A 26,271-nucleotide genomic window follows, 5' to 3' on the forward strand; every position below is an offset into this window, starting at 1 on the left:
CCTTATGTTTATCTACCCTCTGTGCTCCGTTCAATTTCGGACCTTTATCCATTAAAGCTATCTCGCCATTTCAGCAGCTTTTTCTCTAATATCCGTACAAGTGAATCCGAACCTTTTCCAACAAAAGCAAATATCAAAATACCGACAAATACAACCGCTGTCTGTGAAAATTGACGGGCATCCATGATCAAATAGCCAACGCCTTCGCTTGAGCCCATGATTTCAGCCACAACTAAGCCCAGCCAAGCTACCCCGATGGATAAACGCAAGCCTAATAAAATATTGGGCAACGCTGCCGGAAGCACCAGCTTCGTAATTTGCTTGAACCGATTGAATTCCAGTACACGCGCTACGTCGAACAACTTGGAATCCACGTTCCGAATACCTAGGAAGGTCTGTACATAGAGTGGAAAAAAAGCGCCTTTGGCAATGAGCAATATTTTTGAAAACTCCCCAAAGCCGAACCATAAAATGAATAGCGGAGTAATCGCTAGATGCGGAATTGTCCGCAGCATTTGGACCGAAGGATCGACCGATTGCTCAAATTTGCGGAATAGACCAACCAATAAACCAAATAACAGCCCCAAACTTCCCCCTACCAAGAATCCAACCGCTGCACGCCAAATACTTATTTTCAAATGCTTAAACAACTCACCGGTAATTAACAGGTCATAAAAAGCAACTGCAATCTCTGCAGGCGTCGGCAGCAGCGTTTTGGAAATAATGCCTAACGATCCGACGATTTGCCAAATAATAAGCACCGTTAACGGCAAAATAGTTCCTCTTACGATGAGCAGCCATTTCGGATCTTTTTTAACCACTTTCAGTGTGCTTTGTCTTTGTTGAGGAGCTTGCGCATCTTGAGGAGACTTGGCTTGCACTAGCCCCTTGCCAACCCCTGTTACCACTTCTGCTTGACTCATACGAATTCACCTCTTCTCTCATTTTTGATTAAATGCCCGAGCTATCAATAAGTTCTAGTTCCTCGACACGTTCGAATTCATTCATGACAACCTTGCGCAATTCCAGAAACGAAACCGATGCTTTCTTTCTCGGATGGGGAAGATCGACTGGAATAATATTGCGGATCGTACCTGGCCTTGCATTCATCACCACAACACGGTTCGCCAGAAAAACGGCCTCATCAATATCATGGGTAACCAGCACCATGGTCGTGCGTTTCGCTTCCCAAATATTCAGAGCTACCTCCTGCAGATGTGATCTTGTAAAAGCATCCAACGCGCCGAATGGTTCATCCAGCAGCAATACTTTTGGATCACGCAGCAGCGCTCTCGCAATCGCCACACGTTGGGACATGCCCCCAGACAATTCACGTGGGTAAGCTTTCTCGAAACCCTGCAATTTGACCAATTCTATCAATTCATCGACTCTTTTACGCACCACAGGATCTTTCAGGGAAAGATCGGCTGCTATATTCTTCTCAACAGTTAACCAAGGGAATAAGCGATGCTCTTGAAAAATAAATCCTTTATCAATGCCAGGCTTCACGACCTGCTGCCCATCGAGTAATACATTTCCCTCGTGATCCGTATCTAGTCCTGCGATTATCTTCAAAAGTGTGCTTTTACCGCATCCACTAGGTCCGATAATGGTAATAAATTCACCTTGTTTGATCGTTAGATGAATGTTGTTGAGAGCCTCAATACGAGTGCCCTGCGGTGTGTGAAACCATTTGTGCGGCAGATCAATCTCTAATGTAGTTACACTCATAGGGCACTCCTCCTTACTTGCTTCTGCGATTGAATAATGGTCATTACAAATCACTCCTTCAGGAATCTTAGAAACACAAAGACTCCCGACCCGATTCTATGTAAGAATCGAATTGGAAGCCTCCAGTTGTCCGGTGGACTTATTCATATGAGATATGAGATAACGCCAAACTAAAACTGTCAAAACTTTGGATATAAACCGATCTTAACACCGCCTTACCATCGGGTCAATCATTATTTCTAACAAAACCCACTTGAATAATCGGATTAAACCTGATAACATAACTCCAACATCACATATCGCCCATTGGTCATCCAAAGGCTCCCTAACTGACAGCGTCTACGACGGTGAACAGCTTATGGAGTCTTTTTATTTTATTTAAGGAGGTACAATCATGAGTCATCACAATCAGCGACATATGCATCTTGGCGCATTTTTATTTCAGGTCGGTCACCATGTAGCCGCCTGGCGTTATCCGGAAACAGATGCGCACGGCATTCTCACTCATACCTTCTACGAAAACTTCGCACAGCTGGCTGAACGTGGAAAATTCGATATGATTTTTCTCGCCGATACATTGGCTGTTGTAGATCGTGGTCAAACGGGCATCAAGCATACCGTCTCGGTTAGACCTGAACCCTTAACCCTCCTCGCTTATTTATCCGGTGTGACGAAGCACATTGGACTAGCGGCTACAGTCTCAACAACGTATAACGAGCCTTACAATTTAGCACGCGAGTTTTCTACCCTCGATCATCTCAGCGGTGGTCGTGCTGCATGGAACGTCGTGACATCAGGTCGCGATGAAGAAGCGCACAATTTCAGCCTCGCAGCACATCCCGGTCACGAGGAGAGATACGAACGAGCGCGCGAATTCGTCGATATCGCCAATGCGCTCTGGGATAGCTGGGAAGATGACGCGATCATCGGCGATAAACAAAGCGAGCAATTCGCTGATCCCGACAAGGTTCATGAGCTTCACCACCGAGGTCAGGCCTTCTCGGTCCGCGGTCCGCTGAACCTTCCCCGTTCCCCGCAAGGCAGACCCGTCATCATTCAAGCTGGCGCTTCAGAAACCGGACGACGGCTTGCAGCCGAAACGGCCGAGGTCGTCTTCACCGCTTGGCAGACATTAGAAGAAGCGCAGCGTTTTTACCGTGAGGTGAAATCACTTGCCGTTGCGAATGGCCGCCCACCGGAGGATATCAAGATTATGCCCGGCATCTATGCTGTCATTGGAACAACTGAGGAAGAAGCACGGGCTAAAGAGGCCGCCCTCCAGGATCAAGTGCTGCCGGCCGTTGGACTTTCCATGCTGTCCGCTTCACTGAATGTTGATTTGACCGGCTACCCGCTGGATGGCCCCCTGCCGGATCTCCCTGAGCTTGCCTCCATTAATGGCGGCAAAAGCCGCTTCCAGCTCGTCTCCGAGATGGCAAAGCGAGAAGGCCTGACGATTCGCCAGCTCATCTATCGCGTAACCGGCGCTCGCGGGCACCGTACGATTGCCGGCACACCAAGTCAGATCGCTGACCAACTCGAAGAGTGGTTCACGCAAGGCGCTTGCGACGGCTTTAACATTATGCCGCCAACGCTCCCTGGCGGCCTCGAGGAATTCGTTGAGCACGTCATTCCCGAGCTTCAACGAAGAGGGTTATTCCGTACCGCATACACAGGAACAACTTTGCGCGAGCATCTCGGGCTCGTTCGTCCTGTGAGCCAATTTGCTAAGGGCACTTCAACAGTTTAAACAAAGGAGGCATCCATTATGGGGAATACAAAAAAACAGCTTCATCTTGGGGCATTTATTTTCGGTGTCGGCCATCACGTCGCCGCTTGGCGTCATCCGCATACGGATACTAAAGGTCTCCTCACGTTAGATTTCTATCGCAAGTTTGCACAAATCGCCGAACGAGGCAAATTCGATATGATTTTCGTCGAGGATATCCCTACATTGCCAGAACGTTTGGACACCGCTGTTCGGCATACCGTGCCCGTTCGAGCAGAGCCGCTTACACTACTCTCTGCGCTGGCATCCGTCACCAAGCATATTGGTCTTGCGGGTACCGTATCGACGACCTACAGCGAACCTTACCATGTAGCCCGTAAGTTCGCCTCGCTCGACCATCTTAGTGGCGGCCGAGCGGCATGGAATGTGGTGACGACAAGTATGGAAATTACGGCGCAGAACTTCGGCCGTGATCATCACTTGGACCACTCCCTTCGCTACGAGCGAGCAAAAGAATTCGTCGATGTGGTCACTGCGCTCTGGGACAGTTGGGAAGAGGACGCGCTTGTTATTGACAAAGCTTCCGGCATTTTCGCTGATCCAGATAAGGTGCATACCACAGCCCATCAAGGCACACACTTCTCCGTCCGTGGACCATTAAACGTCCCCCGCACACCGCAAGGCAGACCTGTTATTGTTCAAGCTGGCTCATCCACAACAGGTCAAGCTTTTGCAGCGCAAACCGCCGAAGTCGTGTTCACAGCATGGCAAACACTTGCGGAAGCGCAAGGCTTCTACGCTAGCTTGAAAGGACAACTGCCTGCATACGGTCGATCACCTGATGAGTTAAAAATAATGCCAGGCATCCTACCGATCATCGGAAGGACCGAAGAAGAAGCGCGCGAAAAGGAAGCTGCGCTACAGGAACTCGTCCACCCCAGCGTTGGCCTCTCCATGGTCTCCGGTGTGCTACGGCATGATCTTTCCGCATATCCCCTAGACGGTCCGTTGCCAGATCTGCCAGACTCAACTGAGATTAACGGAGGCAAGAGCCGCTATCAGCTTATTCTGGATATGGCAAGACGGGAGCAGTTAACCATTCGTCAACTTATTGCTAGGGTAACTGGCGCTCGCGGACACCGTACGATTGCAGGAACGCCGGTCCAAATCGCAGATATGCTCGAAGAGTGGTTTCTCAAGGAAGCCTGCGATGGCTTTAACATTATGCCGCCCTATTTGCCTGAAGGATTAGAGCAGTTCGTTGACCTTGTTGTCCCTGAGCTTCAGCGACGCGGATTGTATCGCACAGCCTATACGGGGCGAACCCTGCGAGAGCATCTCGGGCTTGCCCAGCCGAAGAATCGATATACGAAGTCAGCCATTTCATTATGAGATTCGATAAGATCTAACAACCATTATATATAAAGGAGTTTTTAAACTATGTCGATTAAAAGAGGGTCATTCAAGCACTTATCCGTTTTCCTATTTCTGATTTTTGCACTTACATTAACAGCTTGCGGTCAAGGAAGCACTACGCCTGCATCAGGATCTAATGCTGCAACGCCTGCTACTGCATCAACCCCTGGAACAGCAGCAGCCACAGAAGCAGCAAAACCGAAGGAAAAAGTGAAGATCAATATCGGTGTACAAGGCAAAACAGGTATCCTAGTTTACGCTCGTGAGAATAACTTTTTCGAAAAAGCATTCGCTGCCGTTGGCGCAGAAGTAACATGGAACGAGTTCGCCAGCGGTCCTCCCCACTTTGAAGCGTTGGCTTCAGGCAGACTCGATTTTGGCAGCGTCGGTGGAACCCCGGTCGTCTCCGGTCAAGTTGGCGGCATCGACTTCAAAGCTATCGGCGTTACGAGTGATGGCAAGAAAGGTAATATGATTGTCATTCCAAAAGGCAGCCCGATCAAAGAGCTTAAAGATCTGAAAGGCAAAAAAATAGCTGTTGCCAAAGGGAGCAGCGCTTATAACTTCCTCTATATGGCCATTGCGAAAGCGGGGCTAAAAGATGATGATATCAAGGTTATTCAACTGCAGCCTGATGATGCCAGACCAGCGCTGGACAGCGGCGCTATCGACGCTTGGTCCATTTGGGATCCCTATGCAACCATCGCTGTGTTCCAAGCAGGCGCCAAAGTGTTAGTCTCTGGTGAAGATCTCAATATTAATGCCCCAGGCTTCCTGATTGCCAGAACCAAATTCACACAAGAACACCCAGATCTCACTGTGCTGTTCCTCAAAACCTATGAGCAGGCTCGTAAATATTACTTAGACCATCAAGATGAAGTAGCGGATAGCTTTGTCAAAACACAAAAACTAGATAAACCAATTATTGAAACTGTGCTTAAAAACTCATTCCCATTGCTATCCCCTATCACGCCGGAATTCGCCAAAGCTCATCAGGAGCAAGCTGATTTCCTTTTTGCCCAAGGAGCTATTAATAAAAAATTAGACACTTCCCAAGTGTTGGAAAGTAAATTCGTGGAACAAGCGCTGAAGGAATTAAGCGCCCAGAAGTAATGCAACGCCCAGTGTGCCGGTAAGGCACGCTGGGCTATTCGAACCCATTCGAACCCATTCAACCCCATACATACCCAAGAAGGAGAAGATAATAATGACAGAAACCAAACGACAAATGCGACTTGGCGCATTTCTTAGTGGAGCAGGACATCATCTGGCCGCATGGCGGTATCCAGGCGCTAATGTGCAAGGAATTCTAGACTTCCAACACTATAAATACTTGGCACAGTTGGCTGAACGCGGGAAGTTTGATATGATTTTTTTCGCTGATATTCTAGCCGTCTCCGAGAATTTCGATACAGCCATCTCACGTATGGCCGCTATTCGACCTGAGCCCATCACCTTGTTATCTGCCCTTTCCGTAGTAACTGAACACATTGGCTTGACGGGCACTTTGTCCTCTACATTCAGTGAGCCCTATAACGTTGCGCGACAATTCGCGATGTTGGATCATTTGAGTAATGGACGCGCTGCTTGGAATGTCGTTACAACGTCTAATCAGGGAGCGGCGGGTAACTTCGGTGAATCACCGCATTTGGATCATCATCTGCGCTATGAACGGGCCAAAGAATATCTCGACGTCGTATCCAAGCTATGGGATAGCTGGGAAGATGACGCGCTAATACTCGACAAAGAGAACGGCTTATTCGCCGATAAAGACAAAGTGCATGCAGCCAATCACCATGGCACCTGGTTTTCCGTGAGAGGTCCGCTGAATATGCCGCGTTCACCGCAAGGTCGCCCTGTCGTCATTCAAGCGGGCTCCTCAGCGGATGGCAGGGATTTTGCAGCGCAGACTGCCGAAGTTATTTTCACGGCCTGGCAAACGTTGGAAGAAGCGCGAGCTTTTTATCAAGATGTGAAAAGTCGGGCTGTTACGTACGGACGATCTGAAGGCGACCTTCTCATCTTGCCTGGCGTTCTTCCAATCATCGGCGAGACCGATGACGAAGCACTTCGGAAATATGAGCATTTCCAAAGCCTCATCCATCCGGAAGCAGCCATAACGCTGCTCTCTGGCATGATCGGCCACGATCTCACCTCCTATGATTCGAATGCACCCTTTCCCGATCTTCCCGATATCTCCAATGGAGTGAAGGGCAGGCTGCATTTAATCCAAGATATTGCCAAACGAGATCAACTTAGTATCCTAGAAGTTAGCCGTAGAATTGCTGGTGCTCGGGGACACTGGACGATCTTTGGCACCCCTTCCTCCATTGCTGATCAGCTTGAATCATGGTTTGTCGGGGGAGGCTGCGACGGCTTTAATATTATGGCTCCTTATTTCCCAGGGGGGCTTGAAGAGTTTGTCGATCTCGTGCTGCCTGAATTAAGGAAGCGCGGTCTGTTCCGCAACGAGTACGAGGGCACAACCCTTCGCGAGAATCTCGGCTTATCGAGGCCGGCGAATCGATATGCGAAAGAAGTGACGCCTATTTAAAGAAAGAAGCCATCTTCCCGCTCAGGGGAAATGGCTTCTTCTTATTTCTTAACAGCTATTGCCGACGCCACCGCGACTACGCAGCCTTTTGGGGACGAGTCTACTCATGTTATATCTAAAAAGATGCGATTATACATCCTTTTAGCTAGTTTCCCCTTTAAAATCGCAAATTGATGCAAATACGCATCTTTATTTACCTTATTTATCCATTTATGATCAAACTCCATTAAAAACCTGCATTTTCGCAGTTTTTCTCCTATTTCACGAAAAATCTCCACAAAAAGATGTATATTTGCAGTTATAGAGAGCTTAATTCCCTACGCTCGTCCTAACCCGTGACGACTTCCCTAGGCTATACGCTAAGAGGAATTGAGCCGCATAATAGGACGTCATAATCAACGGACCTGAGTAGGTGACATCGGAGATAAACATGTTCCACGAGAGAATCGAATCGGATACGACGAAGAGCAGACTTCCGAGGATCGCCCATGGATGTCCGGTCATGATCGCTGAGAATGCCATGAAAGAAATGACAATTAAATAGAGAAGTACCGGGACAATCAAGCCCTCTTTTCCATCGCTAACTAAAGCATGAAGAAGTTCTCGTCCCATAATTAGACCATACAGCGTGAGTGGAATAATCACTGCAAAGCGCAGCTTCGAGAAACTCCACCTTTGTAGGAAGCTTGCCGTATAGAACAAATGTCCAATGAGAAAAGCCGAAAGACCGATAACGAACATACTTAATAGGCCGTCACCCAACATGCAAAAAAACAATCCTATGAGGATGTACATGTGGTAACGCTGTCTTTGAATGGGTATTTGCAGATACGCATACCACATAATAAGCCACATGGGAATAAGCTTAAACAGGAGTTTAACTGCGGTTGGATCGGATGGAATGAAGAATATGTAAAGCAAGCTCATCCCAACAATGCACACTGGTAACCCGATTTTTTTCATCATATAATCCCCTAACAAGTCATGTTACACACTCTATTCGACAACCTTCCTTACAATCCTTTGCAGTTCATCTATTGGCGTTATCCACACGCAAAAACGTACATGTAGTTATCCGTCCATTCAGGGCTAGAACTGTTTGAATATACTAAATTTGATTATCGGAACGGGATTGTAACTTTGCTGCTGAATCGTTTCGAATACTGCAACAAGGAGGTCATCTATGAAAAAAGTTCTCCTGCTAGCACCTAGGAAGGCCCCCCAACCGAGCCGGAAAAGTAAAATATTTAAAAGTAGCCGCAGTAAAACGGTCACCAACAGGAAACGACCGCGGAGAAGCGTACCTTTGCGCAAAACGGGGCTGCGACTCGTCAAAAAACGCATACCGAGAAGAGCATCTGTCCGATCGACTCGTCTGGTGAAGCGACTGCGTCGACCTATCATTAACATTCCACTAGCGCCTGAACCGGTGGGGGTACCACACCCGCCCTTAATCGAACCCAGGCCAACGCTATCTGTCATCGTACCACTCTTGAATGAGGAACCCGTTCTCCCCTTGTTTCTCGAAAGCGTTGCTTCCTATGCGGATGAAATTCTAATCATGCTCGCAGGTAGCAGCGATGCCAATGTAAGCATCCTGAATGCTTGGAAAAACCGTGCTAACATTCGGATGTTCCATCATAAGCCGTCTGGTCTCCCCGCGGACGATTGGAACGAGTCTGCCGCAAGGAATTTCCTCCTCGATCAAGCCGTAGGGGATTGGATCATGGCAATCGATGTACATGAAATCATGGACGATGGCTTCCATGAGGCATTGCCTGCGCTCATGGCCCAGAAGGATGCAGATACCGTCGCATTCCCGAGGGTACAATTCTGGACGAATCCCGATACGATTCGAATACGTGCAGCAAATGACAGCCACGCGTCTGGGGATAGATACCTCATGTGGCGCAATCACATTGGCATACGTTACGACGACGCTAAGAAGGATAGTAAACTCCAGCTGTATGGACGCTACATGTGGGAACTACCCAGTCGGTTTGAGCCTATTTCTGTCTTTCAATACACGGACGCCTTCAGTTCCCAATCCAAATTACGACTTGAACCTGGCGTGTTGACGAAAGCTTTTACGGGGAAACATCCGTCTGTTATGGACAGATACTTGGCTGAACGATGGAAAAAGCGGAACGTTAATGGTTAAACGTCAACACTACTCGCAACTAAAAAAGTGACTGAAAGTGGAAGCTTTCAGTCACTTTTTCTCATCTATCGCGCTATAAAGCTGATTGGATAGACGCCAAAGCTTTTGATTTGGAAAAGTACATTTCCACATACTGCTTACTTTGCTCCGCCTTCTGGTCTAGTAAACGGTTATCATGATATAACCGAATGATTTCCGAAGCGAATGCCTGAGGCGTATTCTTAGGTTCAATCGTTGGGCTTATATTTTGCAATCCTTCGATCCCTGTACTGGTTGCAACCAACGGCATCTGATGGCACATGGCTTCCACCGTTTTGCCTTTCACACCTGCGCCGTAACGTAACGGGATGACAGCCATCTTCGTCGTACTATACAGCTCCCGAAGCTCTTGATCGGAGACGAAACCCTTGACAATGACCCGATCGGATTGTAAACCAAGCACCTCTGGCGGAGGATTAGAGCCAGCGATGAACAGCTGTATGCCAGGAATAGCTTGCACCACAATAGGCAAGATTTCGCGACAGAACCATACAATCCCATCGGTATTCGGACTGTGGCTGAAACCGCCAATAAAGAGCAGACCACTGCGTTGTTCCCAAGTTTTATCTCTTGGTATCGTTTGCTCAAAAAAATAAGCTGGGAGCAATGTCGCTTTTTTATGGGGAAAATGTCCATCGATAATGCGTTTCTCGGATTCGCTGCAGGTTAAGACGATATCCGCTTTGGCAAACATGTCGAACTCCAGACTTTTATAGTAATTGGAAGAAAGAAGCAGTTCGCGATTATTCTCCAATCCGAACCGTTTCAACTCACGGACGTAATGCAAGTCGTGGCCATAATACAAAATTTTAGCACGGGTATGCGCTTTGATGAGATCGATATACTTATGAGAAATGTTAGGCCGGTTCAACAGAACATAATCCAAGTAATCCTTGTGCTGAAGAATCCATTGTTCGTAATAGTTGTGATTCTGCGGTCCGTGTATAATCTCAATGCCAAGTTGTTCGAGCTCAGAGCTATAAGGTTCCGGCTTAACGAAGTTATCTGGCATAAACTTTACATTAAAGCCCATGTCCACAAATAGTTTCAAATACATATACGTTGTTCGACTACCCGCATCTTTGTCATAACTTGGAACGCCGTAATCAATAATGACAATGGTCTTTTTATCCTTGGAGCGTTCCCTTGACCAATAGAGATGTTCACCGACAGGAAGATGATGTCGTTGGAGGACTTCTGCCCATTTCTCTTTGAATTTCTGGTGATTAATGACCTGATACTGCTTAACGCCAGTTTTGACGTCTGTCCCATGGGATACACCCTCGTAGTGCACAACAACCGATTTGGGTTGATAAACGACTTTGAATCCAAGTTGTCTTACTTTGAATGCTATATCTACATCCTCCGAGTATGCGGGTGCAAACCGTTCATCAAAGCCGCCTACATGCTGCCAGATATCTTTACGAATCATGAGCGATGCCCCGGAGATATAATCCACTTCTTTGACATAGTTGTATTCATGTTTGTCCGGACTATCCAATCGACCGTAATTCCATGCATAGCCGCTATTAAAGACAATACCACCGGCTTCCTGGAGTTTTCCGTCGGGATAGATCAATTTAGATCCAATGATCCCAATGGTTGCGTCTTTTTCAGCTGATACAACTAAATGCGCCAACCAACCTGGTGTCACTTTGGTATCGTTATTTAAAAACAAAACATACTTTCCTTTGGATACGGCTGCCCCATGATTGCAGTTCCGCAGAAACCCCCTCTTCACTTGATTGCGGATGACTGTGATTGGGTTAACGAACTGTCCGATTCGGGCAGTCAGATCATTAGAAAGATCATCCACCACAATGATTTCATAAGGGATGTCATGGGTGTGTTCCACAATGGATACCAAACAACGATAGGTATAATCCCATTTGTTGTAAACCGGGATAATAATGCTGACTAGCGGATGTTCCCAAACCGGTACCGTCAGCTTACCAATGGGGGGCACTCCTCTGTGAATCCGTCGTCGTTTCAATCTTAGCGAACGTCTGCGTTTCATTACCATCGTAAGAGACCGTTTATTCCGCTTCTTCCAACGGGCATGTACGTTTTTTCCACGTTTAAGTATGAATCGCCGTCTTGCTGTTGTTCGTCTCCGCTTCTTACTCCGAGCCTTCAGCTTCACCCTTACACCCCCGTGCCGGAAATCAATTTCACATAGCTATACTATTCCTTTGGCAAAAGGGATGAATGGGACAATCGTTTATTTTCAAAAAGCATACGATCATGGAATTTTTCACGTTGTACAATCCGTCCATACAAGTCGTCCTACGCGCACATATGCTGAATTGGTTACGCATATTTTGGACATCAAATGAACGGAGGAAGCACATGATTATTCGCTCAAAAGCCCCTTTACGGTTGGGACTAGCCGGAGGCGGTACGGATGTGTCGCCCTACTGCGACCTATATGGAGGATGCGTACTCAATGCGACGATTGATTTGTACGCCTATTGTACGATTGAGGTCGTCGATGACGGTACCCTTACCTTTGTCGCTGCGGATCTTAATGAGAACTTCCATTCTAACGCTCTTCCAGAGCTTGTGTTGGACGGCTGTTTGAGCTTGCATAAAGGCGTGTATAACCGGATTATCCGGCAGTTTATGCCCAATCAACCGCTCTCTTTTCGGATGACCACTTATTCTGACGCTCCCGCCGGTTCTGGCCTCGGTTCCTCTTCCACCATGGTGGTCGCGATGCTGAAAGCTTTCGTAGAATGGCTTAATTTACCGCTTGGCGAGTATGAAATTGCTCAACTTGCTTATGAAATCGAGCGTGTCGATGTCGGCTGGGGCGGTGGAAGGCAGGATCAATATGCAGCCACTTTCGGCGGGTTTAACTTTATTGAGTTTTACGAAAACAATCGTGTTATTGTGAATCCGCTTCGGGTGAAAAACTGGATTATCAGCGAATTGGAAAGTTCTATGATTGTATATTACACGGGAGCATCAAGGGAATCTTCCCGAATTATTGACGAACAAATTCGCAATACCATAGACCAAAACCAGGCAGCTCTGAAAGCGACCCATATGGTGAAAGCCGAGGCTTTTGCCATCAAGGAATGTATTTTGAAGGGAGACATTACGAAGTTCGCTGAGCATTTGGGGAAATCCTGGATGGCCAAAAAGAAGATGGCAGCCTCGATCACGAACAACCGAATCGACTTCATCTATGAAACGGCGATCCAAGCAGGTGCCTTAGCAGGCAAGGTATCTGGCGCAGGTGGCGGCGGGTTCATGATGTTCATTGTAGACCCCGTCAAACGCATACAGGTCACCCATCGTTTGAACGAATTAGGAGGCAAGGTATATCAAGTCCATTTCACAAAAAACGGTACGCTTGGATGGAGGATATAAGTGTGAAGGCCTATATTACCAGCGAAATATTGCGAGCAATGGAAATTAAACGGGTGATGGCGTCGGATCGAGCTATACTCAATGTCATCGAACGCACAGCTAGAAAAATGATCGAGGTATACCGAAACGGAAATAAAATTATGATTGGCGGCAATGGCGGAAGTGCGGCAGATGCTCAGCATATTGCGGGGGAATTCGTCAGTCGGTTTTATTTCGATCGCCCTGGCTTGCCTTGCATCGCACTTACCACAGATACCTCTGTGCTTACGGCAATTGGAAACGACTACGGATATGAACAGTTATTTGCTCGGCAAATTCAAGCGTGCGGCCGTTCTGGGGATTTATTTATTGCCCTTTCAACTTCTGGAAACTCCCCCAATGTGATAAAAGGATTAGAGATGTGCCGTGCCATGGGGATTACTACCATCGGTTTCACTGGCGAAACGGGCGGACGTATGGCTGCATTATGTGATATGTGCATTTGTATCCCCTCCCACGAAACCCCGAGAATTCAAGAAGCGCATATCTTAGTTGGTCATATTTTGTGCGCGATTGTTGAAGAATCCCTATTTGGGAAGGGATTTTAAGCCTATGGAAGCTATTATTTTAGCTGGTGGACCCGGGACGCGATTGCGCAAGGTTATAAGGGATGTACCGAAACCGATGGCTCCTATTCAGGGCAGACCTTTCCTAAGTTACATTCTTGAACGCTTGGAGCTGCAAGGTGTTCGCAGAGTTGTACTCGCGGTAGGGTACAAACATGAAATCATACGCTCCTATTTCGGACACCGCTGGGGAGCCTTACAAATCGTTTATTCAATAGAAGAAGAACCTCTAGGAACCGGGGGTGCTTGCAAAAAGGCGATGGATCACATCTCCGACAAGCAAGTATTATTACTAAATGGAGACACGATGTTCCACGTCGATATCCCTCAGTTGGTGCAATATCATCAAGACTCTGCTGCCGACTTAACGCTTTCACTCAAACCAATGAAGCAATTTGACCGATACGGTACCGTTACGCTAAGCTCAGACAATCGAGTCACAAGCTTCCAGGAGAAACAGATGTGCGAATCTGGTTTTATCAATGCTGGTGTCTACGTCGCTCGTGCCGACATATGGTGTCCATTTAAGGTGACTGCTCCTTTTTCGTTTGAGCAATTCCTGCAAAATCCTGGCGTGCATGCACTTAACATGTATGGCTTCCCTAGCGAAAGTTATTTTATCGATATTGGTATTCCGGCTGACTATGAACTAGCGAAGAACAAGCTTGGCTCCAGAGGTGGCGACCAATGAGACCAAAAGCGCTTTTGCTAGACAGGGACGGCGTCATCAACCTGGATAAATCGTATGTGTACAAAGTGGAGGATTTCGAGTTCAGCGAGGGGATCTTCGAGAGTTTACTGCGATTTCAGCAAGCAGGTTTTTTACTCATCATCGTGACCAATCAAGCCGGTATCGGACGGGGATACTACACGGAAATTGACTTTTGGGCATTAACAGCATGGATGGTGAGGCAGTTCAAAAATCATGGTATCCATATAGACAAAGTGTATTATTGCCCCTATCACCCCGTACACGGTATCGGTGCTTACAAACGAGAGGCATCGTGCCGAAAACCAAATCCAGGTATGATTTTGCAAGCCATAGAAGAGTTCCAGCTAGACCCCGCCTCATCGGTTATCATAGGGGACCACGAGAGTGATATTGAAGCCGGTATGCGAGCGGGAATCGGGACCACGATCTTACTAAGTGACAGTGAGGCACGTGCTGCCTCAGCGGCTAGTTTTACTGTACGACATGTGAGTGAGGCTGTTGAGCTTTATTTTGGGAATTAAAAGTCAATAAAAATTCCGAGGATCATTGGCATCCTCGGAATTTTTGTTTGTGCCTGTTACCCTTGACCGTTCGCAATTTCAGCGAGACGTTCTTTAATATTAGCTGTACATACGCCGCCATGAAACGTAATAACCGTTTCAATATCATAATCCAACAGCTTGGCTACCGATTCCAGCGCTAACGGCATGTCCGGCGTGAATTGCGGATTTGGAGGCATCAGCATGCCGTCAAGCGACGTTAGAGCATCTCCGGTAATTAATGTTCGGCTGTTGATGTGATACAAACTGATATGATCTGGTGTATGTCCAGGCGTAAAAATGACTTGAATGCCTCCACAATACGGGAGAATATCGCCATCTTGCAGCGTTACATCCACTTTGGTCGGGGGAGCTAATATCTGGCGTTTCACAGTAGGCACTTCGCCTTGAATATAAGGCTTGCCTAGTTCGTGCGCCAACACTTCGATCCGTCCTTCTGAAGCCTTAACTAGCTCTGGCAAGCTGCCGATATGATCCATGTCATGGTGAGTGATTATGATTTTGGTCAACTTGTCAAAAGGAAAGGAAGCTTCAGCAAGTTGCTCGCGTATAAGTCCTAACTGACCTGGGATACCCGTATCCACAAGAATGACTTCCTGCTCGTCCCAAAGTAATGCCGCGTGTACGAGGAATGAATTCCCGTTGACATTCATATCCAAAATTAAAGGTTGAATTCCTGCTTGATTTGCCATAATTGCACCTCCAGAAAAGTTAGAAAGCCTATACTTATATTGTAAGGGTTGGTGTAGGCAAGAGCAATTTTTGCCCTAGATGTGATTGCTGACGATTACAGTAGTGAGACCAAGTGCAAATATCAATATTCCTAACGGTGTCGCTATACGTTTAGCTGAAAGTCCGCTTTTTCCAATAAGGTAATTAGCAAGGCCGACACTCAAAGCAAAGATGATGGCTTTCAAATAAAGATTGGATACCCAACTAATCAGGAATTTATCTGCAAGAATAGACAGTAAACAGATCGCAGCGAAAAATAATGGAAAGTGTAATTTCATGAGTCCCCCTTAGCAGACAGTAGAATTAGCATATTTTCACTATTTTACCACAAAAAGATTATTACGTCCTTTACGAAGGGCTGTCCCTAACGTCTTCCCGCGAGAGGGAACGAGGATGTCCTAATTGCGGATACATAGGTGAAATCGTCATCAAAGGGGAACTACAATACCCTATTTCGCCGAAAAATGCGATAAATTACAAAAATTGGCCAAATAGCGTATCTAGGTTCCTTTCAGATTAAATTTCAGCCAATTTCATCCAAATAAGGCATCTAGGTTCCCCTTAATGGTCGCCTCAGCACTCTATCCATTACTGAAAAGCAAAAAAAGCCCTAATCGATAAGGCTTCGCGTTTGGTTATGGGTATCATTCACTTCTTCATATGAGCTAACACCTGACGAACGGAATCGGCTGATCTATCTAGATCACGTTTTTCTTGTTCCGTTAGTTGCACTTCCAGTATCTTCTCAACACCGTCTCCACCGATAACCGTTGGAACACCAAGATAGATGTCTCGATAACCATACTCCCCTTCTAAATAAGCAACGGATGGGAGCACACGCTTCTTATCCTTCAGAATGGCTTCTGCCATGTGCACCAAAGCGGCGGCTGGCGCATAATAAGCACTTCCATTCCCTAGCAGACTTACGATTTCACCGCCGCCTTTACGGGTTCTTTCAACAATAACCTCCAAGCGATCTGGAGGAATAAGTTTATCGATCGGAATACCGCCAACACTTGAATACCGTATTAACGGAACCATATCATCACCATGACCACCAAGTACAAATCCTGTGATGTCCTCTACGGATACTTGCAATTCCATGGCAACAAACGCATTGAACCTAGCTGTGTCCAACACACCTGATTGACCAATGACACGATTTTTGGGGAAGCCGGTCGTTTGGTAACAGACATACGTCATGACATCTACCGGATTGCTCAGAACGAGAATGTAACTGGTTGGCGCATAGTTGGCCACATTTTCAGCGACGGACTTCATAATGGCTGCATTCGTATGTACTAATTCATCCCGACTCATGCCCGGCTTTCGAGCCATCCCTGCCGTTATGATCACCATGTCGGCGTCATGCATATCTTCATAACGAGATGTACCCCTAATATGACTGTTAAAAGCTTGCACAGGTCCGGCTTCCAGCATATCCAGCGCTTTGCCTTTCGTTGCATTTTCTAGATCCGGAATATCCAGTAACACGATATCGCCCAGCTCTTTTTGCGCCAGCATTAGTGCAGTCGTTGCACCGGTAAAGCCAGCTCCAATCACTGCGATTTTTTTTCGTTTAAACACCAATGTCCTCACCTCTACTGCCTATTCAAGTACATCCCTTTTCGTAAGAATGTGATTGACTCCATCGTCTGGGCGTGCAATCATGTGCGCAGCAATCATGACGCCGACTCGCTTCGCTGCTTCTTTCCCTGCATCTAATGCTGCTTGAACAGCACCAACATCACCTGCCACCAAGATCGTCATCAGTCCCGCGTCAACACTCTCCTGCCTAATCAATGTGACATTCGCTGATTTAATCATAGCGTCGGCAGCGACGACGGAAGCGATATAGCCTCTCGTCTCAATCATACCCAATGCTTGTGACATCCCCTCACCCCCTTTCTACATCGATTGAATCTATAATTCCGATAATGACAGCATCAATCGGCAAGTCTTTATCCTTGATAACAAGTCGGGCCGCGCTGCCTTTGGTCACCATGACGCGATCTCCAACGCCTGCGCCAATACGATCCAAAGCGACCAATGGCGTATCAATGGGTGACCCATTCGGCCCTTCCGGCTGAACGAACAGAAACTTTAACCCTGTAAGTTCATCCTCTTTTCGAGTCGCCCACACATTTCCGATGACTGTACCCACTTGCATAAGTTCACCGCCTCATGACTGTTTGAATAGAATCGTAATCCCTTTATCTTTGGCTGTATCACGCGCTAGCGGGGTAATAATGGTATGTTTGGATACGGTAATCGTCGAGGCGTCCAGCTCCTGTATATCGCGCTGTGTGAGTAATTTTTGCTCGATAAGCTGCACATTCTCCTGGTAGCCGCGATTACGTCTAGCTGGTTCGGCCAGTTGCTCATCCAATTCAGTAGTTTGGCGCATCCACTTACTATCGGATGGGTGTAGGATTATTCCCGTATCTCCCGTTGCAAGCCATGCGGCATTCGCCTCATCTGTATCCATGTGCATCTCTAGTTTGTATCGCTCAGACACTCTAATTCGCACGTTGTCATACACAATGGATCTTGGCCCAGCGATCTGGACTAAAACATCTTCACCCTGCTTGAAGCCATACATCTTCGCATCTTGAGGCGACATATGAATATGACGCTGCGCGATAATGAGGCCCTCAGTCAGATATAAGCTGCCCTTCGGGCCTACGATTGTAACGGGTGAAGACCCCTGAACATCTCCTGATTCTCGAAGAGGCGGCTGATATCCGAGCTTCATAGCATCGGTCCTGCTTATCTCTACTTGGGTCGCTCCACGTACAGGTCCAAGAATTCTAACATTTTCTATACTGCCTTTCGGTCCGACAATAAGCACAGTTTCGTTAGCGGCAAATTGACCCGGTTGAAATAGATCTGACTTTTGGGTTAACTCGTATCCGGCACCAAATAAGGTCTCCAGATGTTCTATGGACACATGCGCATGCCGTGCTGAGACGCCAATAGGTATCCCTGGTGTTGTTTGGCCAGCCCGTTTGAGCCGAAGTACGACTTCTTCTACAATGGACTGGACGATTTGCGGATCCATGATGAATCACCTCAGCTTCCCTTCTGCATGATGTGCAAACACTTATTTTTCTTGCTCAAATTTAGGCAAAATGCTGTCCAGTTCATTGTGCGGACGCGCAATGACATGGACGGATAGCAGCTCACCTACACGTTGTGCCGCTGCTGCTCCTGCATCCGTTGCCGCTTTGACAGCACCAACATCTCCGCGAACAAGCACCGTTACAAGGCCGCCTCCAGCATGTACCTTCCCGACAATATGCACATTGGCCGCTTTGACCATCGCATCTGCCGCTTCAATGGACGCAACCAACCCTTTTGTTTCAATCATACCTAACGCTGTCAGTTCTCTGGACATATGAAATTCCTCCTAAGTTTATTGGGATTATATGTGAGCCATCACTTGTTGTACTAATTTGATCACAGTGGCCTTATCTACATGTCCTGTAGCTCCAACCTTATCTAACACAAGATTCACGAATTCTGCGATCCGCTCTTCTTGGTTAGGCTGTCCCGTAGACTTTGAGACAGGGTAAGTTTGGATTGCCGGCTTAGGGATATCTACTTGTTTGATCCCATAGGCCAGACGTTTTACAGTCATAAGATGATGGGCCGTCAGATTATCGGATGTTATATTTCCTCCAAATGAACCACAACCTAGTGTAAAAGAAGGCTGGAGTCCCGTCGTACTGCCAACCGCACCAAGTGCCGAAGGGGTATTCACTACAATGCGTGACACAGGCATTCGCAAAGCGAAGGTTCGTGCGATTTCATCATCCGTCGTATGCAGGGCTAACGTATGCCCTCTTCCTCCTAAATCCAACAGCTGCTCGCAGATCACAGCCGCCTCCTCCCAACCAGCTGCCGTGTAAAAAGCAAAAACCGGCGCCAATTTTTCGATGGAAAATGGCACATCCCTTCCAATTTGCGATTCTTCTGCAATCAACAACCTCGTCTCAGATGGAACATGCACACCTGCCATATCGGCGATCGCTTTGGCGCTACGGCCAACAATCTTTGAATTGAGCTTGCCAGGAGCTGGTGAAATGAGGGGTTCCAGTCTCTTCTTCTCTTCTTCATTCAAGAAATATGCACCTTGGTTCTTAAATTCGCGCATGACCATCTCACGAATAACCCGATCGACTACGACCGCTTGTTCTGATGCACAAATCGTTCCATGATCAAATGTTTTGCTATCGACAATGCGTTGAACAGCTTTGGCTATTTCAGCGGATTTCTCAATGTAAACCGGTACGTTGCCAGGGCCTACGCCGTACGCTGGTTTACCTGAGCTGTAAGCTGCCTTGACCAAAGCACTTCCGCCTGTAGCCAAAATCAAGTGAATATCCGCATGCTTCATTAAGCCTTCTGTGGCTTCCATCGTCGGCTGTGTGATCCACCCGATCAAGCCTTCCGGTGCGCCAGCTGCTACAGCTGCTCGCGAACAAATCCGGGCAGCTTCAACCGTACACTTCGCTGCTGAAGGATGGGGACTAAAGACAATGGCATTCCGCGCTTTCAATGCAATCAAGCTTGTAAAAATAGCCGTGGACGTTGGGTTCGTTGTTGGAACAATACCTGCAATGACACCGAAGGGTGCAGCCAGCTCGATGATTTTCTTATCTCGAAATTCATTAATGACGCCGACCGTCTTCAGATCACGAATAGACGCATATACGTCTCGAGAAGCCACTTGGTTCTTAATCACTTTGTGCTCAACAACACCTAGCCCCGTTTCCTCGACGGCAAGTGAAGCTAACTCGAAAGCTTTCCCAAATGCTGCATCTGCCAAGGCTTTGACGATGCGATCTACGTCTTGTTGCGAGAAAGCTTGAAACTGTGATTGAGCTGCCTTCGCCCGCTTAACGGCATCTCTCATTTCTTGCATAGCTTGCAAATCTTTGTCCAGCTGCATCGTTCCCCTTCTCCTTTCTGTCCATCCTTTTCCTCGGGCAAATTAGTAGAGTAGCGGCTTATTGGCAATTTCAATAATACTCGCCCTAAATGCATCCGCTGCAGCCTGGCAAGCAGCTTGCTTGCCTGTCAACAATCCACCGCCAAAGTTCGTCTCCGAAGGCGGGCCAAAAAACTTCATGAGCCGCACATCAGCGGCTTTCAAAGCCGCGTCGAGACCATACATCGCTTCGAGTGGCGGAGCAATTAAATACGCGATTGGCTCTCCCTCGTTAATGCCAGCCAACTTGGAGAGATAACTTCCCGTTCTTGCTACCACGTGTGCATATAAAGCATGACTCTGATTCTCATTTAGCGATTCAAAAAAAGCCTCATAGTGAATCGTATGTGCAATCGCTTCAAGCCCGCTTCTAACCTCATCTGGATTCGATCCCGCAATAACTCCGATGAATTCGCCCGATAACGGCCCAGAGGCATGGCTGGCGCCTGCATAAAAGGAGCGTGCATACACAACCTCAACATCCGCTTGTTTCGTTGCTTCATCTAGCGCCGTATAGCCGACATCATCAATTGTCGTTGTCAGCATACCTAAGCTTCGATACCCCGGTTTTAACTGATATTCAATCGCTAACGACTCATCTACATGTGGAATGATACGAACAGCCAATATTTCAGCCCTAATCTTTTCCGGCATGACGGGCTGACGCCTCCTTCTGTACCAACGATATCCCACTCGCTTGATAGGCAAGAATTTTGGCGATGACATCCCCCAAGTAAGCCCCCGCCTCGACAGGTGGAATGCCACCTGAATGAATGTTGGAAACGACCATCCGTTCCGCCTCAATCATGCCTCTTCGAGGTCGATAGCAAAGGTAAGCACTTAATGATTCGGCACTTAGCAAGCCAGGACGTTCCCCGATAAGGAGGATGATCACTTCCGGCTGCAACACTTCTCCGACTTCATCCATGACCGCTACCCGACCCTTTTCAATGTAAAAAGACGTGCCATAGGCAATCCCTAATTTGTTTAATGACTGCTGAAGTGATAACAGCACATCGGCCGCATTTCGCTCAATGGCTTGCGAGCTGAGTCCATCAGATACGATCATTTGTACTTTGGGCCCATGAACACATCGTTCGGAAATGATCTGAATGGCCTCAGGGGACAGCCGCCTTCCCAAATCCGGACGACGGATATATGCTTCTTTATCCGAAACTTGCGTCTGTACCGCAAATAAGTGGAGACGCTTCAGCCATTCCGGTGAAACTTCCCCGTATACAGCATCCACTGCTGCCGCATGATCCAGTCGAAACTTTAACCATGCTTCCGTTTTGGGTCGCAAACCAGCTCTTCCCACACCAATTCTGGCAGGGGTTGTACGGGTAAGTGCTAACAACTCATCCTTGCTATGAGCATCGTCGATACCCACTCGTGTCTGTAGTTCCTGCAAAACGTCATCCAACTGATCTGTTACACGAACAGAACCTGTTTCAATGGATACCGCCGCCTTAGGCAAATGATCCCACACCTTCACCATACCGTCCGTCTGGTGGGTATTCGTCATTTTATCCAGTACCAATCTGGTAATAGATTCAATGAGCTCATGATTCATCCTGTGTTCACCTCCTCAGCAACCTGCATGAACCACTTCTCAGAAATCATGCCAAACGAGAAAAAATAGAGGGATCCCCTGCCCTGCGGCTTAATTTGCCGTCTTCCATAATCCCCATCTTCTCTAGCCAGGTTTCAAACAGAGGGGATGGCTTCCTATTCATTGTTTGGCGCAATGTGGCCACATCGTGATAACTCATTGATTGGTAATTGAGCATACAGTCGTCCCCCATTGGCGTAGCGATAATAAAATTGACGCCTGCGGCTGTAAGCAGAACACCTAAATCTTCCATATCATTTTGATCTGCTTTAATATGATTGGTGTAGCAAATGTCCACACCCATCGAAATGCCATGCATTTTGCCCATAAAATGATCTTCAAGCCCCGCCCGTTTCACTTGCTTACTGTCATACAAATATTCAGGGCCGATAAATCCGACTACTGTGTTCAAAATATACGGATTATACCGACGGGCGAAGCCATAATTCCTCGCCTCCATCGTTAGTTGATCGATGCCATAATGAGCTTCTGCCGACAATTCCGATCCTTGTCCCGTCTCAAAATATAATCGCTCTGGGCCCGTCCCCGTCCCTAGCGTCCGAGCCATATCATTCGCTTCATCCAGCAAAGCTGCTGTTATGCCGAACGATCGATTGGCAGCCTCCGTGCCCGCGATACTCTGAAAAATCATATCCGCAGGCGCACCTTGTTCGATGGCCTTCATTTGTGTAATCACATGTGCCAATACACAGTTCTGCGTAGGAATTCCCCAGACGTTCATGAAATCATGCGACGCGTGCAACAGCCGCTTCACGCTCTCAACCGAATCCTCAACGGGATTGATGCCTATAACGGCATCACCCATTCCATAGGATAAACCCTCTTTCAAGGAAGCGAGCATGCCCGCCACATCATCCGTAGGATGATTAGGTTGAAGCCGGGAAGCCAGAACACCTTTTTGCCCAATCGCTATATTGCATTTAGTAATGATTTCCACTTTATTCGCGCTATGTATCAAATCAAGATTGGACATCAACTTCGCCACAGCCGCAATCATCTCACTGGTAAGTCCTCTACTGATCCGCTTTAAATCCTCGCCTGATGTGCGATCATCCAGTATGTACTCGCGCAATTCAGAGACAGACCACCCTGCTATGCGCTTATAAATAGGTTCATTGACTTGCTCCTCAATGATGCGGGAAACTTCGTCTTCTTCTGCGGGAAGCAAGGGATTGTCGCGAATATCACGAAGTAACAGTGCGCCAAGCACTTGTTTCGCTGCAATTCGCTCCTGCACGGTTTCAGCGGCAAGCCCCGCAAGTCGATCACCGGATTTTTCTTCGTTTGCTTTCGCAAACACTTCCTTCAAAGTCTTGAACGTATACATATGCCCCATGAGCAGTGCTTTCAATTTCATTGTCTGGCCTCCTTTCGCTAAGGGTGAAAGATCAAATGACGCACTGCCGTTCGCGTACAATATGTCTTCATTTCCTCCAATGTTGCACATTGTTGTACCAAATCTTTAATCTCCTGCATGCCTTGACCTGTAAAAGAAGAGGAAATGACAATAGCGCCTCTAGGGATGGCTTGTCTTACTAATTTCACAGCGCGATCAACTTGCGCTATCGGAGCATCCGCTTTGGATACAACGCCAATCGGCAATTTATTAAATCCACTGGCAAAGTTGGGAGGAAAAATAGTCTTTGCATGGGTGGCATCTTGAACAAACAGGACGTGAGTGACCTCCTGTGCGGTTGCCAGAATACTCCTGTAAAAGAACGGATTTTCTGTATATTCACCCGGTGTATCCACAAGCCAATCCTCAAAGTTTAACGCTTGCGTTTTGAGCGTCTTGACCTGACGGCCAAGCAAAGCATCGAGCAGCGTAGATTTTCCTGCACCGATAGATCCGATCAGCATCGCTCGATAATTGGCGTTCAATGCAAGCACTTCCTTTTAGGATTTGGTGATGCGGGATGTCGTATAACCTAGTTGTTCAGATAGGAAGGTATTAATGTGACCCATCGCCACGTCAATTTCCGAGACACTCCCTACTAATACAAGACTTCCTGTAAACCGATCCAGAAATCCGATAGAGACATTGGCAGCTTTTGTCGCCAAATCGGCAGCGATAATGACCGTTTCACTTGGGGTCAGTGTCAGGATACCAATTGCTCCTGACTCTATCATGCCTAATTTCTGGAATAATGCCAGATCCGGATTCGCAATAAGATGACTTAGCGTGACCTGCTTGCCTGGTACAAACTCTTGAATAAATCTTTTCTTTTCTTCTTGCATGATGTCAGTCTCCATTCAGTAGATTACGATTTGGAGAAGCATGTCTATTGTTATGTTTATGCCGCCTGCCTCCAAATCATAACGGATAACATTTCTATGCTTATAGATAGAAAAATCCGGATCGGTTACTAAGTAACCGTCCGGATTCTATGATAATGATTCTACTTTTTACTCAACTTATCATAAATACCTTTGCCTTCTTTCGTAAACCAATCCTGCGATGCCTTGATCACATCTTGTCGTCCAGCTGCATCTGCTTTCTTGAAATAGTCATCCAAAGCAGTAATCGGCAACGCACCATTGATGATTTTGGCAACATACTCATTTCTAAGATCGATTAACGCTCTTCCTTTTGCAAGCTCCGCATCCGTCTGAGGTCTATATTGGTTAATATTGAACGCAGTTAGCTGAGGACCAGCTTGGGCAAAGCTTTTCATAGCCTGTTCATAACCGCCAAGCAGGGCGTTCGGAAGCCAGATCTCAGGTGTATTCCACATTCTGTAATAGAGCTTATAGATGATCTGATCGTAAGCAGGTTTCTTCGGAGTGAGCTTATTATCAACCATATCGTAGTGAACGCCTTCTTTACCGAAATTCACATACTTCTGTAAATCCTTATCTTTTAGGTACGAATTTAGTAAATCAACCGCTTCATTCGCATTTTTGGCATTCTTAGGGATGATATAAAAGTTGGACACTGGAGCAGGCATTGGATATCCCTTCACTCCGTCTTTTCCTTCAACCGTTGGCAGGAAGCTTAGCTTTGCGTTAGCATCTGTTTTCGTTAACCCTGCCAAGTAACTAGCTGGATCCCAATACCCCGCGAATGCAGCTGCAGCTTTCCCCGAGGACATTTTTTCGGATACCTGTTGTGTTTTGTTAAATAAGTACTCGTTATCAATCAAACCTTCTTTAAACAGCTTATTCAAATAGGTCAGCATCTCTTTAAAATAAACATCCTGTGCGTCAACTAACTTGCCATCTTTGACGATGAAAGGTACAGCAAGGTTACTGATGCCGGATAACCCGAATGCAGATGTAATAATATCTAGTCCGTCTAGTGGATTGCCATTGTTACCCGCTGCAGCAACGTAAGGAATCGTTCCTTTACCACTCGGATCTTTATCCTTGATGGTTTTTAAGAACGTATAGAGTTCGTCGAGATTTTTGGGAGCTGTAAGTCCCAGCTTATCCATCCAGTCCTGTCTAGCCAAGAAACCTGAGCCCAAATCTACATTTTCAAACTTTTGGTATGGAGGTACTGGAATCGCATATTTTTTCCCTTCCAGTGTAACTGCCGTCCATGCGTTATCCGTCACTAATTTACCAATTTCACTGCCAAATTGCTTAATAGGTTCTTCCAACGGCAGGAGTGCCCCTTGAGCACTAAAACGTTTGTAGATGTTCAAATCTGACGTGTAAATAAGGTCATAGACATCACCGGATGCGAACATCAAGTTGTACGTTTCTAATTGATTTGCAGTTGGAATGACATTCCATTCTATATTGGTGTACCCTGTTTTCTCTTTAATAGCGTTCAGAAATTGGTTATCATTCGCGCTAGCTCCTTGCTCGTAGCCCTTAACTCCCGCATTATCAGGTACGGCGATTCGGATCTTAGCCGATTTATTCAGCTTAGGACCTTGTGCAGGCGTCTGGGATGCCGCTGTTGTTCCTTTACTTTCTTGCGTCGGTTTTTCCTCTTGCTTACTGCAACCAGCCAGAACTAAACCAGCTGAAAGCGCTACCAACATTGACTTCGTCGACCATTTTCTTACTCTAATTTGCATTGT

General features: G+C 47.0%; 27 protein-coding genes. 9 read left to right on the top strand and 18 right to left on the bottom strand.

Features of this window, described 5'->3' with window-relative positions; genetic code table 11:
* Positions 1–44 precede the first annotated feature (44 nt).
* Both J2736_RS08520 and J2736_RS08525 read right to left on the bottom strand, forming a co-directional pair.
* Positions 45–923 (bottom strand): ABC transporter permease, encoded by an 879-nt coding sequence (locus tag J2736_RS08520; protein ID WP_310225445.1) that lies wholly within the window; start codon positions 921–923, stop codon positions 45–47.
* A gap of 28 nt (positions 924–951) precedes the next feature.
* On the bottom strand, positions 952–1,731 hold the full coding sequence (locus J2736_RS08525) for an ABC transporter ATP-binding protein (protein ID WP_310225447.1): 780 nt from the start codon (positions 1,729–1,731) through the stop codon (positions 952–954).
* 394 nt (positions 1,732–2,125) lie between these two features.
* Here J2736_RS08525 and J2736_RS08530 point away from each other — a divergent pair, with 394 nt between their 5' ends.
* From J2736_RS08530 to J2736_RS08545, 4 genes are all read left to right on the top strand, one after another.
* The gene (locus J2736_RS08530; RefSeq protein ID WP_310225448.1) at positions 2,126–3,481 is read left to right on the top strand and encodes an LLM class flavin-dependent oxidoreductase; all 1,356 of its coding nucleotides are present in this window, start codon (positions 2,126–2,128) and stop codon (positions 3,479–3,481) included.
* A gap of 18 nt (positions 3,482–3,499) precedes the next feature.
* Positions 3,500–4,852 (top strand): LLM class flavin-dependent oxidoreductase, encoded by a 1,353-nt coding sequence (locus J2736_RS08535; RefSeq protein WP_310225449.1) that lies wholly within the window; start codon positions 3,500–3,502, stop codon positions 4,850–4,852.
* Positions 4,853–4,900: 48 nt separating this feature from the next.
* On the top strand, positions 4,901–5,989 hold the full coding sequence (locus J2736_RS08540) for an aliphatic sulfonate ABC transporter substrate-binding protein (protein WP_310225451.1): 1,089 nt from the start codon (positions 4,901–4,903) through the stop codon (positions 5,987–5,989).
* Positions 5,990–6,083: 94 nt separating this feature from the next.
* Positions 6,084–7,430, top strand: a complete 1,347-nt coding sequence (locus J2736_RS08545; protein WP_310225453.1) for an LLM class flavin-dependent oxidoreductase — start codon at positions 6,084–6,086, stop codon at positions 7,428–7,430.
* Positions 7,431–7,739: 309 nt separating this feature from the next.
* On the opposite strand, the gene J2736_RS08550 is transcribed toward J2736_RS08545, so the two are convergent.
* Positions 7,740–8,396: a lysoplasmalogenase gene (locus tag J2736_RS08550; RefSeq protein WP_310225455.1), complete on the bottom strand. Its 657-nt coding sequence runs from the start codon at positions 8,394–8,396 to the stop codon at positions 7,740–7,742.
* A 217-nt stretch (positions 8,397–8,613) separates the two neighbouring features.
* On the opposite strand from J2736_RS08550, the gene J2736_RS08555 reads away from it, so the two are divergent.
* Positions 8,614–9,591: a glycosyltransferase family 2 protein gene (locus J2736_RS08555; RefSeq protein WP_310225457.1), complete on the top strand. Its 978-nt coding sequence runs from the start codon at positions 8,614–8,616 to the stop codon at positions 9,589–9,591.
* Between the two features lie 73 nt (positions 9,592–9,664).
* Here the strand turns inward: J2736_RS08555 and J2736_RS08560 are convergent, their stop codons facing one another.
* On the bottom strand, positions 9,665–11,647 hold the full coding sequence (locus tag J2736_RS08560; RefSeq protein ID WP_310225458.1) for a glycosyltransferase: 1,983 nt from the start codon (positions 11,645–11,647) through the stop codon (positions 9,665–9,667).
* 332 nt (positions 11,648–11,979) lie between these two features.
* On the opposite strand from J2736_RS08560, the gene J2736_RS08565 reads away from it, so the two are divergent.
* The 4 genes from J2736_RS08565 to J2736_RS08580 are packed head-to-tail and all read left to right on the top strand — an operon-like array spanning position 11,980 to position 14,843.
* A complete protein-coding gene (locus J2736_RS08565; protein WP_310225460.1) occupies positions 11,980–13,005 on the top strand; it encodes a GHMP family kinase ATP-binding protein in 1,026 nt (341 codons plus the stop codon).
* Positions 13,006–13,007: 2 nt separating this feature from the next.
* Positions 13,008–13,592, top strand: a complete 585-nt coding sequence (locus J2736_RS08570) for a D-sedoheptulose-7-phosphate isomerase (RefSeq protein WP_310225463.1) — start codon at positions 13,008–13,010, stop codon at positions 13,590–13,592.
* Between the two features lie 4 nt (positions 13,593–13,596).
* Positions 13,597–14,301: a nucleotidyltransferase family protein gene (locus tag J2736_RS08575; protein ID WP_310225466.1), complete on the top strand. Its 705-nt coding sequence runs from the start codon at positions 13,597–13,599 to the stop codon at positions 14,299–14,301.
* On the top strand, positions 14,298–14,843 hold the full coding sequence (locus tag J2736_RS08580) for a D-glycero-alpha-D-manno-heptose-1,7-bisphosphate 7-phosphatase (protein ID WP_310225469.1): 546 nt from the start codon (positions 14,298–14,300) through the stop codon (positions 14,841–14,843). The genes J2736_RS08575 and J2736_RS08580 overlap by 4 nt, the downstream gene beginning before the upstream one ends.
* 56 nt (positions 14,844–14,899) lie before the next feature.
* On the opposite strand, the gene J2736_RS08585 is transcribed toward J2736_RS08580, so the two are convergent.
* The 14 genes from J2736_RS08585 to J2736_RS08650 all read right to left on the bottom strand — a co-directional run bounded on the left by J2736_RS08585 (position 14,900) and on the right by J2736_RS08650 (position 26,268).
* Complete coding sequence (locus J2736_RS08585) at positions 14,900–15,574, bottom strand: MBL fold metallo-hydrolase (protein ID WP_310225472.1); 675 nt, start codon at positions 15,572–15,574, stop codon at positions 14,900–14,902.
* A gap of 75 nt (positions 15,575–15,649) precedes the next feature.
* On the bottom strand, positions 15,650–15,892 hold the full coding sequence (locus J2736_RS08590) for a hypothetical protein (RefSeq protein WP_310225476.1): 243 nt from the start codon (positions 15,890–15,892) through the stop codon (positions 15,650–15,652).
* 370 nt (positions 15,893–16,262) lie between these two features.
* Positions 16,263–17,204 carry a malate dehydrogenase gene (mdh, locus tag J2736_RS08595; RefSeq protein WP_310225478.1) on the bottom strand — a complete coding sequence of 314 codons (942 nt, stop codon included), beginning with the start codon at positions 17,202–17,204 and terminating at the stop codon, positions 16,263–16,265.
* 18 nt (positions 17,205–17,222) lie between these two features.
* Positions 17,223–17,507, bottom strand: a complete 285-nt coding sequence (locus J2736_RS08600) for a BMC domain-containing protein (protein WP_310225479.1) — start codon at positions 17,505–17,507, stop codon at positions 17,223–17,225.
* Between the two features lie 4 nt (positions 17,508–17,511).
* The gene (locus tag J2736_RS08605) at positions 17,512–17,784 is read right to left on the bottom strand and encodes a EutN/CcmL family microcompartment protein (protein WP_310225481.1); all 273 of its coding nucleotides are present in this window, start codon (positions 17,782–17,784) and stop codon (positions 17,512–17,514) included.
* A 12-nt stretch (positions 17,785–17,796) separates the two neighbouring features.
* The gene (gene pduL / locus J2736_RS08610; RefSeq protein ID WP_310225483.1) at positions 17,797–18,675 is read right to left on the bottom strand and encodes a phosphate propanoyltransferase; all 879 of its coding nucleotides are present in this window, start codon (positions 18,673–18,675) and stop codon (positions 17,797–17,799) included.
* Positions 18,676–18,717: 42 nt separating this feature from the next.
* The gene (locus J2736_RS08615; protein WP_310225485.1) at positions 18,718–19,011 is read right to left on the bottom strand and encodes a BMC domain-containing protein; all 294 of its coding nucleotides are present in this window, start codon (positions 19,009–19,011) and stop codon (positions 18,718–18,720) included.
* A gap of 27 nt (positions 19,012–19,038) precedes the next feature.
* A complete protein-coding gene (locus J2736_RS08620) occupies positions 19,039–20,568 on the bottom strand; it encodes an acetaldehyde dehydrogenase (acetylating) (protein WP_310225488.1) in 1,530 nt (509 codons plus the stop codon).
* A 42-nt stretch (positions 20,569–20,610) separates the two neighbouring features.
* Complete coding sequence (gene eutL, locus J2736_RS08625; protein WP_310225490.1) at positions 20,611–21,261, bottom strand: ethanolamine utilization microcompartment protein EutL; 651 nt, start codon at positions 21,259–21,261, stop codon at positions 20,611–20,613.
* Positions 21,245–22,180 carry an ethanolamine ammonia-lyase subunit EutC gene (gene eutC, locus J2736_RS08630; RefSeq protein ID WP_310225492.1) on the bottom strand — a complete coding sequence of 312 codons (936 nt, stop codon included), beginning with the start codon at positions 22,178–22,180 and terminating at the stop codon, positions 21,245–21,247. Before eutC ends, eutL begins: the two co-directional genes overlap by 17 nt.
* A gap of 46 nt (positions 22,181–22,226) precedes the next feature.
* Complete coding sequence (locus J2736_RS08635) at positions 22,227–23,597, bottom strand: ethanolamine ammonia-lyase subunit EutB (RefSeq protein WP_310225493.1); 1,371 nt, start codon at positions 23,595–23,597, stop codon at positions 22,227–22,229.
* Positions 23,598–23,614: 17 nt separating this feature from the next.
* Positions 23,615–24,121, bottom strand: a complete 507-nt coding sequence (locus J2736_RS08640) for a EutP/PduV family microcompartment system protein (protein WP_310225495.1) — start codon at positions 24,119–24,121, stop codon at positions 23,615–23,617.
* 15 nt (positions 24,122–24,136) lie between these two features.
* Positions 24,137–24,478 (bottom strand): BMC domain-containing protein, encoded by a 342-nt coding sequence (locus J2736_RS08645; protein ID WP_310225497.1) that lies wholly within the window; start codon positions 24,476–24,478, stop codon positions 24,137–24,139.
* 161 nt (positions 24,479–24,639) lie between these two features.
* A complete protein-coding gene (locus J2736_RS08650) occupies positions 24,640–26,268 on the bottom strand; it encodes an extracellular solute-binding protein (RefSeq protein ID WP_310225499.1) in 1,629 nt (542 codons plus the stop codon).
* Between the last annotated feature and the right edge of the window lie 3 nt (positions 26,269–26,271).

The organism is Paenibacillus qinlingensis, from assembly GCF_031455095.1.
GTDB classification, from domain to species: Bacteria; Bacillota; Bacilli; order Paenibacillales; family NBRC-103111; genus Paenibacillus_E; species Paenibacillus_E qinlingensis_A.